This is a genomic window from Bradyrhizobium sp. C9, assembly GCF_002532045.1.
Taxonomy (GTDB): Bacteria; Pseudomonadota; Alphaproteobacteria; order Rhizobiales; family Xanthobacteraceae; genus Bradyrhizobium.
In genome coordinates this window covers 146,195-158,178 of the sequence record NZ_NWTG01000015.1, presented here as the reverse complement: position 1 = coordinate 158,178, position 11,984 = coordinate 146,195, and the positions used below count along the sequence as shown (strand labels likewise).

The 11,984-nt window shown below is 63.7% G+C and carries 12 protein-coding genes and 1 pseudogene; 8 read left to right on the top strand and 5 right to left on the bottom strand.

The window, feature by feature from the left end; translation table 11 throughout:
- Positions 1 to 59: 59 nt before the first annotated feature.
- From CO675_RS26405 to CO675_RS26395, 3 genes are all read right to left on the bottom strand, one after another.
- The gene (locus CO675_RS26405; protein ID WP_097674786.1) at positions 60 to 839 is read right to left on the bottom strand and encodes an enoyl-CoA hydratase/isomerase family protein; all 780 of its coding nucleotides are present in this window, start codon (positions 837 to 839) and stop codon (positions 60 to 62) included.
- Positions 840 to 918: 79 nt separating this feature from the next.
- Positions 919 to 3,018 carry a molybdopterin oxidoreductase family protein gene (locus CO675_RS26400; protein ID WP_097674758.1) on the bottom strand — a complete coding sequence of 700 codons (2,100 nt, stop codon included), beginning with the start codon at positions 3,016 to 3,018 and terminating at the stop codon, positions 919 to 921.
- Between the two features lie 123 nt (positions 3,019 to 3,141).
- On the bottom strand, positions 3,142 to 4,212 hold the full coding sequence (locus CO675_RS26395; RefSeq protein ID WP_198964745.1) for an ABC transporter substrate-binding protein: 1,071 nt from the start codon (positions 4,210 to 4,212) through the stop codon (positions 3,142 to 3,144).
- Positions 4,213 to 4,387: 175 nt separating this feature from the next.
- On the opposite strand from CO675_RS26395, the gene CO675_RS26390 reads away from it, so the two are divergent.
- From CO675_RS26390 to CO675_RS26375, 4 genes are all read left to right on the top strand, one after another.
- Positions 4,388 to 5,338 carry a tripartite tricarboxylate transporter substrate binding protein gene (locus CO675_RS26390; RefSeq protein ID WP_502693409.1) on the top strand — a complete coding sequence of 317 codons (951 nt, stop codon included), beginning with the start codon at positions 4,388 to 4,390 and terminating at the stop codon, positions 5,336 to 5,338.
- 40 nt (positions 5,339 to 5,378) lie between these two features.
- Positions 5,379 to 6,089, top strand: a complete 711-nt coding sequence (locus CO675_RS26385) for a molybdate ABC transporter substrate-binding protein (RefSeq protein WP_097674785.1) — start codon at positions 5,379 to 5,381, stop codon at positions 6,087 to 6,089.
- 99 nt (positions 6,090 to 6,188) lie between these two features.
- The gene (locus tag CO675_RS26380; protein ID WP_097674755.1) at positions 6,189 to 6,794 is read left to right on the top strand and encodes a ketopantoate reductase family protein; all 606 of its coding nucleotides are present in this window, start codon (positions 6,189 to 6,191) and stop codon (positions 6,792 to 6,794) included.
- Between the two features lie 29 nt (positions 6,795 to 6,823).
- On the top strand, positions 6,824 to 7,162 hold the full coding sequence (locus tag CO675_RS26375; RefSeq protein ID WP_097674754.1) for a ketopantoate reductase family protein: 339 nt from the start codon (positions 6,824 to 6,826) through the stop codon (positions 7,160 to 7,162).
- A 43-nt stretch (positions 7,163 to 7,205) separates the two neighbouring features.
- On the opposite strand, the pseudogene CO675_RS26370 reads toward CO675_RS26375, so the two are convergent.
- Positions 7,206 to 7,475, bottom strand: a pseudogene (locus tag CO675_RS26370) (SDR family oxidoreductase); the annotation flags it as partial.
- A gap of 98 nt (positions 7,476 to 7,573) precedes the next feature.
- On the opposite strand from CO675_RS26370, the gene CO675_RS26365 reads away from it, so the two are divergent.
- From CO675_RS26365 to CO675_RS26350, 4 genes are read left to right on the top strand one after another with little or no spacing between them, the layout of a single operon-like run.
- The gene (locus CO675_RS26365) at positions 7,574 to 8,317 is read left to right on the top strand and encodes a GntR family transcriptional regulator (RefSeq protein WP_097674753.1); all 744 of its coding nucleotides are present in this window, start codon (positions 7,574 to 7,576) and stop codon (positions 8,315 to 8,317) included.
- A gap of 41 nt (positions 8,318 to 8,358) precedes the next feature.
- Positions 8,359 to 9,390: a TRAP transporter substrate-binding protein gene (locus tag CO675_RS26360; protein ID WP_097674752.1), complete on the top strand. Its 1,032-nt coding sequence runs from the start codon at positions 8,359 to 8,361 to the stop codon at positions 9,388 to 9,390.
- 42 nt (positions 9,391 to 9,432) lie between these two features.
- The gene (locus tag CO675_RS26355; protein ID WP_097674751.1) at positions 9,433 to 9,945 is read left to right on the top strand and encodes a TRAP transporter small permease; all 513 of its coding nucleotides are present in this window, start codon (positions 9,433 to 9,435) and stop codon (positions 9,943 to 9,945) included.
- 15 nt (positions 9,946 to 9,960) lie between these two features.
- The gene (locus CO675_RS26350; RefSeq protein WP_097674750.1) at positions 9,961 to 11,256 is read left to right on the top strand and encodes a TRAP transporter large permease; all 1,296 of its coding nucleotides are present in this window, start codon (positions 9,961 to 9,963) and stop codon (positions 11,254 to 11,256) included.
- Positions 11,257 to 11,651: 395 nt separating this feature from the next.
- On the opposite strand, the gene CO675_RS26345 is transcribed toward CO675_RS26350, so the two are convergent.
- Positions 11,652 to 11,921 (bottom strand): cold-shock protein, encoded by a 270-nt coding sequence (locus CO675_RS26345; RefSeq protein ID WP_097674749.1) that lies wholly within the window; start codon positions 11,919 to 11,921, stop codon positions 11,652 to 11,654.
- Between the last annotated feature and the right edge of the window lie 63 nt (positions 11,922 to 11,984).

Below are 11,984 nucleotides of genomic sequence, written 5' to 3'. Positions count from 1 at the left end.
TTTCTCATCCATGCCGGCGCGCGCTTCCGAGAAAAGAGAACGGACGGCCGGGCCTCCGCCTAACGCCCGGTCCATGTCGGCTTGCGCTTCTCGCCGAAGGCCTTGAGGCCCTCCTTGGCGTCCTCGGTCATCGCGAGTAGCGCGATCTGGCTTTCGGTATAGGCGATGCTCTCGTCGAACGACATCGAGGCGATCGCCCGCATCGCGTATTTGCCGCGTCGGATCGCAGTCGGCGACTTGTCGACGATGCGGCCGATCAGCCAATCGACCTTGGCGTCGAGTTCAGCCGCCGGCACGACGTAGTTGAGAAGACCCGCGGCCTGTGCAGCCTTCGCATCGAACGGCTCGCCGGTCAGCGCCCATTCATTGATGAGGCGTGCGGGAGCGATCGACTGCAGCAGGCTCAGCACCTGCATCGGGAACACGCCGACCTTCACCTCCGGCAGGCCGAAGATCACACCATCGGTGGCGATCGCCATGTCGGTCATGCACAATAGCCCCATGCCGCCGGCCATGCAGACGCCGCCGACCCGCGCGATCGCGGGCTTGGTCGCGTTCTGCGACAGCCGCAGCAGATCGGCATAGTCGACATTGGGCCGCGAGAAATCCATCGAGAACGCCGCGCCGCTGTTCTGCAGATCGGCGCCGGCGCAGAATGCCTTGTCGCCCGCGCCGGTCAGCACGATGACGCGCACGTCCTTGTCGTCATGCGCCTCGCGATAGCCCCTGGCGATGCCCGCGATCACGCCGGCATTGAGCGCATTCCGCTTGTCCGGTCGGTTGATGGTGATCCAGAACGCCTGCCCGCGCTTTTCGAGAAGAACGCTGTTGTCGGTCATGTTTCCCGCCTGTTTGCTTGCCTGTGTGCCGTTGTCAGCCGACATTTGCGGCAGGATCGGCGCCGACTGCAAGCAGGATTTAGGCGGCGGCGGACGCCTTCCTGATCCAGACCTTGTTGTCGTGGAATGCGGCCCCGCCAAGCGGCGCGACGGACTCGGCGCCGGTCAGCATGTTGATGCCGCGCCCGCCGATATGGGACTTGTTCGGGTGGATCGATTCCGCGATCAGCACGCCGCGGCGAACGCCATCGAACAGTTTTGCGGTCAGCGTGGTCTCGCCGCGCATGTTGCCGAGCGTCACCGCGTCGCCATCGGCGATCGACAGGCCGGCCGCATCGTCAGGATGGATCATCACGGTCGGCGCGCCCTCGCGGGCCTGCGACGACGGCGTTTCGTTGAAGCTGGTGTTGAGGAAGCTGCGCGACGGCGACGTCGCGAGCCGGAACGGATGCTGCGCGTCGGGTTCCTCGATGATCGTCCAGTGGTCGGGCAGCGAGGGCATCTTGTCCCACGCGCCCATCAACCCACCCGCGCCGACCGGGACCTTGCCCCAATCGACCTTGAAGTGGAATTTCTTGTCGGCATGGGCAAAGCCGTCGAGATAATGCGAGGTGCGGAAATCCGGCTGCAGATCGCGCCAGATATCGGCCTCGAGCTTTTCGATATCGCCGTGCCCGCTCTTCTTCAAAGTTGCGTCTATCAGCTGCCGCGGCGTCATGTCGAAACCGGGATGCACGGCATTGAGCCTGCGGCCGAGCCCCTGCAGCACCTCGTGGTTGGAGCGGCACTCGCCGGGCGGATCGATCAGCTTCGGGCCGACCGAGATGTGCTGATGACCGCCGCCGTAATAGAGGTCGTCGTGCTCCATGAACATCGTTGCCGGCAGCACGATGTCGGCCATCTGCGCCGTCTCGGTCATGAACTGCTCATGCACCGCGACGAACAGGTCCTCGCGGGCAAATCCCTGCCGCACCAGCGCCTGCTCGGGCGCGACCGTCATCGGATTGGTGTTCTGGATCAGCATCGCCTTGACCGGCCCGCCGCCCTTCAGTGCCTCGGCATCGCCGGTCAGGATGCGGCCGATCTGCGACTGGTCGAGCACCCGCGTCGAGGGATCGATCGCGTCGTGGCCTTCGATGATCGATTCGTCGAAGCGCCAGATGCCGGCATTGTTGAAGAACGCGCCGCCGCCCTCATATTGCCAGGCGCCGGTCACCGCGGGAATGCACAGCGCAGCGTGCATCTGCGCGGCGCCGTTGCGGCTGCGGGTGAAGCCGTAACCGAGACGAAAGAAGGAGCGCTTGGTCGTCCCGACCAGCCGCGCGAACGCCTCGATCTCCTCGACCGGCACGCCCGAGATCGCCGACGCCCATTCCGGCGTGCGGGTCTTCAGATGCGCCTCCAGCTCGTCGGGGCAATCAGTGTAGCGCGCGAGATAATCGCGATCGGCAAATCCCTCGCGGAACAGCACGTGCATCACGGCGCAGGCGAAGGCGCCGTCGGTGCCCGGCCGCAGCAGGATCTTGATATCGGCCTGCTTCATGGTCTCGTTGTTGTAGACGTCGACCGCCGCGATCTTGGCGCCGCGCTCCTTCCGTGCGCGCGACGCATGCGTCATCACGTTGACCTGGGTGTTCACCGGATTGGTGCCCCAGATTACGACGAGGTCGGAGACGCCCATCTCGCGCGGATCGACGCCGGCGATCTTGCCGGTTCCGGCGGCGAAGCCGATGCGCGCGATGGTCGAGCAAATCGTGCCATAGAAGCGCGAATACTTCTTCACATGCGACAGCCGGTTGAGGCCGTCGCGCATCACCAGCCCCATGGTGCCGGCGTAGTAGTACGGCCAGACCGACTCGGCGCCGAATTCCCGCTCGGCGGCATCGAACCGCGCCGCGATCTCGTCCAGCGCCTCGTCCCAGGAAATCCGCGCGAATTGGCCGGAGCCCTTCGGGCCGGTCCGGCGCAGCGGATGCATCAGCCGCTCGGCGTGATGAATCCGCTCGGCGTAACGCGCAACCTTGGCGCAGACGACGCCGGCGGTATAGGTCTGCTGTTTCGAGCCCCGGACCCTGCCGATCGAGCGTCCCTCGATCACCTCGACGTCGAGCGCACATGCCGAGGGGCAGTCGTGGGGGCAGGTGGAATGGCGGATGTCGATCTTGGCATGCTGGTTCATGCCAAATTGGTAACATCAAACGTCCTCTCCGCCGAGAGGCTTTATTGACCCAATCGGAGCGAAAACCGCGCATAAGCCATGCGGCAAACGCCCAGATGCTCGGCCACCGGCCCACTCCGTCCGTTAGACTCGGAAGATGCGGGTGTAGTGCGCCTTGATCGATTCCCCTTCCCGCTCCACCGCCGCCGGGTCGTCCTTCATCGTCTTGATGTCCTTGAGCGGCTTGCGCCCGGCCTTCTCCTGGGCCTGCGCGTGGACCGACCTGAGTCCGCCGATCTCGACGTTGAGCTGCTGCCCCTCGCGCCCGAGCGCGAACGATTGAAACAGCCTTGCCGCATTCGGATGCGGACAGTCCTTGAAGATCCCGTTGGGGCCGACAATGATCGGCGATCCTTCGCTGGCGTAGACCGGCTCGACCGGGCGGCCGGCCTCCTTCAGCTGAAAGATGTTGTACTCGTTGCCGTCGGCCATGACCGCGCGCTCCCCGAGGTCGAGCTTCTTCGGTGGATCAGTCGAGGACTGCACCTGCATGATGTTCTGCTTGGCGAGCTTCTCGAAGAAGCTCCAGCCGAGATCGCGCTGCATCTGATAGGTCGCGGTCATGATGGTGCCGCTATAGCCGGGATGCCCCTTCACGATCTTGCCCTTCCATTTCGGATCGAGCAGATCGGCAAAGCTCTTCGGCGCCTCCTCGGCCTTCACGAGATTGGTGTTGTAGGCAATGATCGACAGCCAGACCCGGAAGCTTGCGAACTGACCGTCCGCATCGCGATGCTCCTGCGGATAGTATTTCGCGACCTCCTCCGGCACATAGGCCGCCAGAATGCCGTCGCGCTTCCAGACGATGAAATGCGCGGCGTCGGAGGAATTGACGACGTCGACCGCGTGAATATTGCTGGAATATTCCTGGCCGACCCGCTGGAACACACGCTCCGCGCCGGTGCGCTCGACACGCACGGTGATCCCCGCGTATTTCGCTTCGAACGCCTTCGCCAGTTTCTCGGCGACCGGCAGATCGGTCGAGGTGTAGTAGACGACCTGTCCCTCTTTCTTCGCCGCCTCGATCAAGGTCGGCGTCACCGGTTCCGCAGGTGGCGCGGCGGCGATCACGCGCGTTGAAAAAGTGGTCCCCGCCAGCACGGCGCCGGTGCCTTTCAGCACATCGCGGCGCGATAGCCCAGGATGTTTCCTCATTTGATTCCCCGCACGCGATGGCGAAGTTCGAGTACACCGTCCTTGCGCCCTTATTCCGATGCGCGAAGACGATGTCTGTCGTCGACAGATGCTTCAGGTTGCAGCTAGACTTCTGGTCAAGAAAGAAGACTAAAGTTGGAGGAGACGATCAATGGCGGGCTTTCGGTACGCCTTGATGTGTGTCGCGGCATTGCTGACCGTGTCGATATCAAGCGGACATGCGGACGCCGAGGATTACCCTGCGCGGCCGGTCAGGATCATCGTTCCCTTTGGTCCCGGCGGGCCGGCCGACGTCGTGGCGCGCCAGATCGGCAGCATCCTGCAGCAAGACCTCGGCCAGCCCTTCGTGGTGGAGAACCGCACCGGCGCCGGCGGCGTGATCGGCACGCTCGAGGTCGCGAAGGCGCCGGCCGATGGCTACACCCTTCTGATGATGTCGAACACCCAGACCGCCAATGAATCGCTGGTGCCTCAGCGCAAATATGAGCTGATGCGCGACCTGACGCCGGTCGCATCGCTGAACACTTCGGATCTGGTGATCGTGGTCCACCCCGCCGTACCGGCCAGGACGCTGCAACAATTCATCGCCCTCGCAAAGGCGGAGCCCGGAAGGCTGAACTATGCTTCGTCGGGTCAGGGAACGCCGTATCACATGGCGGGCGAGTTGTTCAAAGCCATGGCCGGGATCAACATCGTGCATGTGCCTTATCGCAACAGCGGCGAGGCCCGCAGCGGCGTCATCGGCGGCCAGGTCCAGATGATGATCGATGCCGTTCCGGCGATGGCACCGAATATTGCCGAGAACCAGGTGCGCGCGCTTGCAACAACCGGCAAGACCCGCTCCACGGTGTTGCCGAACGTTCCCACGGTCGTCGAGGCGGGCGTTTCCGGCTATGAGGCGACGATCTGGCTCGGCCTGATGGCTCCAGTAGGTACGCCGAAGCCGATCATCGAGAAACTCAACATGGCCGTGACTGCAGCAGTCCGGCGGCCGGAGGTCGAGAAGCTCTGGGCCGAACAGGGCGCGGTGCCGATGACGATGACCCCGGAGGCTTTCGACAAATTTCTGCGCGCCGATATCGTGAAGTGGGCGGACGTCGTCAAAAGACTCGACAAGAACGAATAGACACGTCGCGGCCAAGGCCGTGGTGATGGAACAGGTGCAAATGAAGACGTTGAACATCCTGAGCGGCGGAGCAGCACAAGGCTTGGTGCGCAGCCTGGAGCCTGCGTTTGAAGCCGAAGGCGGCTCCCGCATTGCCGGTGATTTTGGCGCAGTCGGCGCCATGGCCGACAGATTGCGTGCCGGCGTTCCGACCGACATCGTCATCCTGACCGCTGCGCTGATCGCCAAGCTTGCCGAAGAAGGGCTGGTTCTGCGCAACTCGATTACCGACATCGGCTGCGTCGAAACGGCCCTCGCCGTCCGCGCCGGCGATCCGCCGGCGAGCGCTGCGGACGCAGCCAGCCTGCGCGCGGTACTGCTCGCTGCAGACGCGATCTTCGTGCCCGATACCACGGCAGCAACCGCCGGAATTCATGTCGCCAAGGTGCTGGCGCAACTCGATCTCGCCAATGTCGTCGCCGACCGGCTAAGAATCTATCCGAACGGCGCGACCGCCATGCGGCACCTCGCCGAGTCCCATGACCGGCGGCCGATCGGTTGCACGCAATCGACCGAGATCATCAGCACGCAGGGCGTGGTGCTGTCGGGCACATTGCCGCCGGGATACGGGCTCGCGACCATGTATACGGCTGCCGTTGCGACACAGGCCTCGGCGGCATCGCAGGCGCAACGCCTGATCGCACTGCTGACGTCTCCGGAAGCCTCGGAGTTGCGTAGCCGGGCTGGATTCGTCTCCGGTCTCACGTCGTAAGCACCAGGGACAGCCAGGCTCAAGCGGCTCCGACCAACGGCAATTTGGTCGCGATGCATCCGGTTCCAATGTGCTAGTTTGAGGCCGGGATTGGCAGGGATGTTGCCGATCGGCACTTCTCTGCCGTTCGCGGCATGGCGAGGAGAGACCATGAAAATTCTGGTCATGGGTGCCGGCGGCATTGGCGGCTATTACGGTGGGCGCTTGGCGGCCGCGGGGCAGGACGTCACGTTCGTGGCGCGCGGAGCGCATCTCGATGCGATGCGACGGGATGGGCTGCAGATCATTGGCATCAGCGGCGATCACACGGTGAAGCCCGTGAAGGCCGTCGCCGATCCCGCCGAGGCCGAGCCGCCGGAGATGGTGCTCTTTGCGACTAAGCTCGGCGATACCGAGCGCGGGGCGAAAGCGTTGCAGGCCGCGGTTCGGGAGGGCACCACGATCATCTCGCTGCAGAACGGCATCGAGGGGCCGGACCTCATCAGGGCGCACCTGCCGCGTGCGCACGTGGTGCCGGGCGTCGTGCGCATCTCGAGCCACATCGCGCGGCCTTGCGTGATCGAGCACAAGGCGCAACCCGGCCGCATCGAGTTCGGCGAGCCGGATGGCGAGCGAATCCGCACCTCGAGGCCTTCCAGCACGTGTGCAAGGAGGCCGGCCTCGATGCCGTGCTCACACCAGAGATCTGCTACAATGTCTGGCTGAAGTTTGCATCACTCGCACCGAGTTCGGGCATGATGACGCTGACGAATGCATCGTACGGACCGATGCGCGAGACGCCCGGCACCCGCGCCCTGTTCGAGGATGCCGTGCGCGAAGTGATCGCCGTCGGCCTCGCGGCCGGCGTGCCGTTCAAGCCCACCGACTTCACGACGATCATGAAGGCCGCCGACGCCAATCCCCGCGACATGATCACGTCCATGCTGGTTGACCGGCGCGCCGGCAAACCGCTCGAGATCGACTATTTCTCGGGCGCTTTGGTGCGCATGGGTGAGAAGCTCGGCGTACCGACCCCGACGCACAAATTCATTGCCCAGGCGCTGTCGATCGATACCAACGGCCGCAAGGCATGATTCGAAAGCGATCGTGGCTCGATCGAAACAAACTCATCCCATTCTAGCGCGCGAGTTGCGTGAGACCCGTCGGCGGTCCATCGACCGCTGTCCAGCCGCCGTCGACGAACAGCGTGCTGCCGCTGACATAGCTCGCTGCATCAGACGCCAGATAAGCGGCGGCGGTGGCGACCTCGTCGGCGCTGCTCCAGCGATTCAACACGGTGTGGCCGGCATAGAGGTTGTAGATCTCCGGCCGTTGCTTGAACGGGCCGGTCAACGCGGTCTCCGCAATGCTCGGCGCGATGGCGTTGACGCCGGACCGCCCGACCTCGACGCGAAGTCGGTCATATGACCTCCCGGGATGCGCGCGATGCTGGTTTGCCTTCCATCATGACTTCATATACTAATATATTAATTCTGGGAGCACGAATGCCCGCCCGCGCGCCTAACAAGCCGGAGCTCCGTAACCCCGTCGGTCACCGGCGCACCGGTCGTCCACGGACCGCGACGGCGGCGGCGCGGATCTATGCCGAGCTGCGCGCCGAACTCGTCTCGCTGCAGCGCAAGCCCGGCGATCCGATCATCGAGGCCGAGATCGCGCGCTCATACGGCGTCAGCAGGACCCCGGTGCGGGAAGCTATCCTTCGCCTGTCGGACGAGGGCCTGGTCGAGATTTTCCCGCAATCGGGCATCTTCGTCTCGCGCATCCCGCTCGCCGCGCTTCCGGAGGCGATCATCGTCCGCAGGTCGCTGGAGGAAACCACGACCCGCATGGCCACCGAGCGCGCCAGCGCCAGCCAGACCCTCAGCCTGCACGCGATCCTCCAACGCCAGCGCGAGGCCGAGATGGCTGGTGATCGCGAGGAATTCCATCAGGCCGACGAGGCCTTTCACGCCGCCATCGCCGAAATTGCCGGCCACCCCGGCATCTGGAAGCTGATCCTGCAGGTCAAGGTTCACGTCGACCGCTTCCGATGGCTCACGCTGCCGCAGCGTGGGCGGATGGCCGAAGTCATCGCCGAGCATGAGGCCGTGATGGCCGCGATCGAGGCGCGCGACCCGGCATCGGCCGGAGCCGCGATGACCAGACATCTCGAACGGCTTCTGGCCGACATCTCGGCCACCCAGCACAACAATCCGGAGTTCTTCGACGAGCAGAGCCAGCCGGCATGACCGCGGCCGGACTCCGGCCAGGCACTTTGGGAGGATATGACATGAATCGTACAGATCGATCGCAGCACCGCCGCACCGGGCTCAACCGTCGCGACGTCATCAAGTTCGGCGCCGGCCTTGGCGCGGTGGTTGCGACTTCGGGGCAGACCGCCCTCGCCCAGTCGAAGGCGGTCTTCAAGACCTCGGACGTCCAGCCGCCGGGCTACCCGACGGTGGTCGCGACGGAAAACCTCGGCAAGAAGCTGGCGGCGGCGACCAACGGCCGGCTGTCATTGCAGATGTTCCCTTCGATGCAGCTCGGCGGCGAGAAGGAGACCATCGAGCAGACCCAGATCGGCGCGATCCAGATGCTGCGCGTCAGCGCCGGCTCGATCGGTCCGATCGTCGACGACATCAACGTCGTCAACATGCCCTTCCTGTTCAAGAACATGGCGCATGCCGAGCGGATGATGGATGGCCCGATCGGCCAGGAGCTGCTGGACAAGATCACGGCGAGCCCGAATGCCGGACTGGTCGCGCTGTGCTGGATGAATTCCGGCGCACGCAGCCTCTACAACACCAAGCACGCGATCAGGACGATCGCCGACATCAAGGGCCTCAAGTTCCGCGTTATCGGCAATCCGATCTTCATCGACATGATGAACGCGCTTGGCGGCAACGGCGTCGCGATGGGTTACGACCAGGTATTCAGCGCGCTGCAGACCGGTGTCATCGACGGCGCCGAGAACAATCCGCCGAGCTACGTCTTCAGCAATCACTATACCGCGGCGAAGCACTTCTCGCTCACCGAGCACCTGATCGTTCCCGAGGTGCTGGTGTTCTCGAAACGAGCCTGGTCCGCCTTTTCTGCCGATGAGCAGACGCTGATCCGGAAGCTTGCGCGCGAGGCCCAGCTGGAAGAGCGCGGGCTCTGGAACACCTACGAGCAGCAGGCGATGGACAAGGCGAAGGCTGCCGGGTGCGAGATCATCGAGATCGCCGACAAGACGCCATTCCAGAATGCGGTCAAGCCGGTGTGGGACAAATACGGCCCGAAATATCAGGAGATGATCGGACGTATCCAGTCAGCCTGATACCGCGCCACACGGGAAATCGACGTCGTACGGGAAACGGACATGGCCGGATCGTATCGCCGCGCGATGGACTATTTGTATCTTGCCTGTGTCATCACGGGTTCAGCGGCGCTGATCCTGATCTCGGCCGTCATCCCCTGGGCCGTGTTCACGCGTTATGTCCTGAACAGTGCCGCATCCTGGCCAGAACCTCTCGCGGTGCTGCTCACCATCGTCGTGACGTTCATCGGTGCGGCCGCCGGATATCGGCTCAATCTGCATATGAACGTCGCATATTTCGCCAACAAGCTGCCCGCCCCGCTGCGCAACCTGACCGACCTTGTCGTCCAGTTGCTGATGGGCCTGATCGCGCTGTTCATGATCATCTGGGGCGCCCGGCTCGTCGAGGTGACCTGGTACAACACGATCGCCGACTTCCCGTCGCTTTCGGTCGGCGTCACCTATCTTCCGATTCCGATCGGCGGTGCCTGTCTGCTGCTGTTCATCATCGAACGGATTTTCCTGGGTGCGCCGCCCGATCCGATCGCATCGCACCGCGACGTTTCCTCCGATTGATCGCGAGAAGCCACGATGGATATCCTCATTCTGCTTGCGACCATGCTGTTCTGTTTCGTGATCGGCATGCCGATCGCCTACTCGCTGGCGATGGCGGCCATCGTCGGCGCCTTGTGGATCGGCATTCCCCTCGAAGCGGTGATGCTGAAGATTTCCGACGGCGTCAGCAAGGTCGCGATGCTGACGATCCCGTTTTTCGTGCTGGCCGGCGCGATCATGGCGGAGGGTGGCATGGCCCGGCGCCTGGTCGCGTTTGCCGACGTGCTGGTCGGACTGACGCGGCTGCGCGGCAGCCTTTCGATCGTCAACGTGCTGGCGACAACGTTCCTGAGCGGCATTTCCGGCTCGGCCGTCGCCGACACGTCCGCCATCGGCTCGGTGATGATCCCGCAGATGGAAAAAAACGGCTATCCGCGCGTGTTCGCGACCAACCTGACGATCAGCTCGTCGGTGCAGGCGCTCCTGGTCCCGCCGAGCCACAATGCGGTGCTCTACTCGCTTGCGACGGGCGGAACGATCTCGATCAGCGCCCTCTTCATGGCCGGCGTGTTTCCGGGGCTGCTGCTCGGCTTCTCGCTGATCATCCTGTGCCTTGCCGTCGCCTATCGCGAGAAGCACCCGCACGGCCAGACCGTGCCGGCGAAGGACGCGATCCGGATCGCCGTCGATGCCTCCTGGGGTCTCATCACCCTCGTCATCATCCTTGGCGGCATTCTCGGCGGCATCTTCACCGCAATCGAAGCCGGCGCGATCGCCTGCATCTGGGCCTTCTTCGTCACGATGTTCATCTATCGCGACTATCGCTGGCGCGACCTGCCGGTGCTGCTGCATCGCACGCTACGCACCGTCGCGATGGTGATGACGCTGATCGCCTGCGCCTCCAGCGTCGGCTACATCATGGCTCTGACGCAGATGCCGGCCAAGATGACCGCGTTCTTCCTGTCGATCTCCGATAACAAGTACGTCATCCTGCTCCTGATCAATGTGCTGCTGCTGGTGCTCGGCACGCTCGTCGACATGGCGCCGTCGATCCTGATCGCCACGCCGATCCTGTTGCCGGTCATGAAGAACTTCGGCGTCGATCCGGTCCATTTCGGCATGATCATGCTGCTCAATCTCGGCATCGGCCTGTGCCATCCACCGGTCGGCGCGATCCTCTTTGTTGGCTGCGCGGTCGGCAAGGTCACGATCGAGCAGGTCATGCGCAAGATCTGGCCGTTCTACGCTGTCATGTTCTTCGTCCTGATGTGCGTGACCTATCTGCCGGAAATCTCGCTCTGGCTGCCGCGGCTGCTTCAGGTGCTGCACTGAGGCAAGCGGAATCCGTGGAAGTGCCATCGGCAGCCTGTGCAATCTGGAAGCCCTGCTCGGCGAGGGACAATTCGCCTTCGTCGACCTGCCGATGAAATGGCGCGATGGCACGGCATCGCCGATCCGCGCGGTGGCGGTGTTTGATCTCTGGGGTCGTGATGCGGATGAGGGATATCCGACGACGGGCAGCAGATCGGCCCCTCCCTCGCGTCGCCATTCCTGAAGGCCAGTGGCACGCTCGCGATCGCCGGCCGAGCGTCTAGCCGCCCTTCCGGATCCTAATTTGGATTCCCGCGCCGACTTGATCGCATAGCCGCGGTGGAAGGGGCCCGGCCCGTTTTTGTAAGGCCTAGCGGCAACTCATAGGTTCGAACCTGTCGGGCCTGCCACGAAGATCAAGATCGCCTGGGCAAACGCTGCAACTTCACGAACCGCGTCAAAATCTGGGAATTGTGTCCGTCGACGAGCACCTTGACGCTCACAGCCTGCAGCTTTCCTGTGCGCTGGTCGGGAGCAAGGTTGTAGCTAACCCGCGCGCCTGCTGCGGGTACGACACCAGGTGGAAGCGACTTCAAGTGAAAGAAGATGTCCCTGTCGCCAGCGTCAGGCCGGATGAAGCCGAATGCACGGTCATTGTGATAGGTCTTGATCGTCCCCTCCAGCATCTTCCGATCCTCCCAATTGGCTCTGCGAGCTTACGCGAAGCGGCAACTCTCGGCACGACGCCG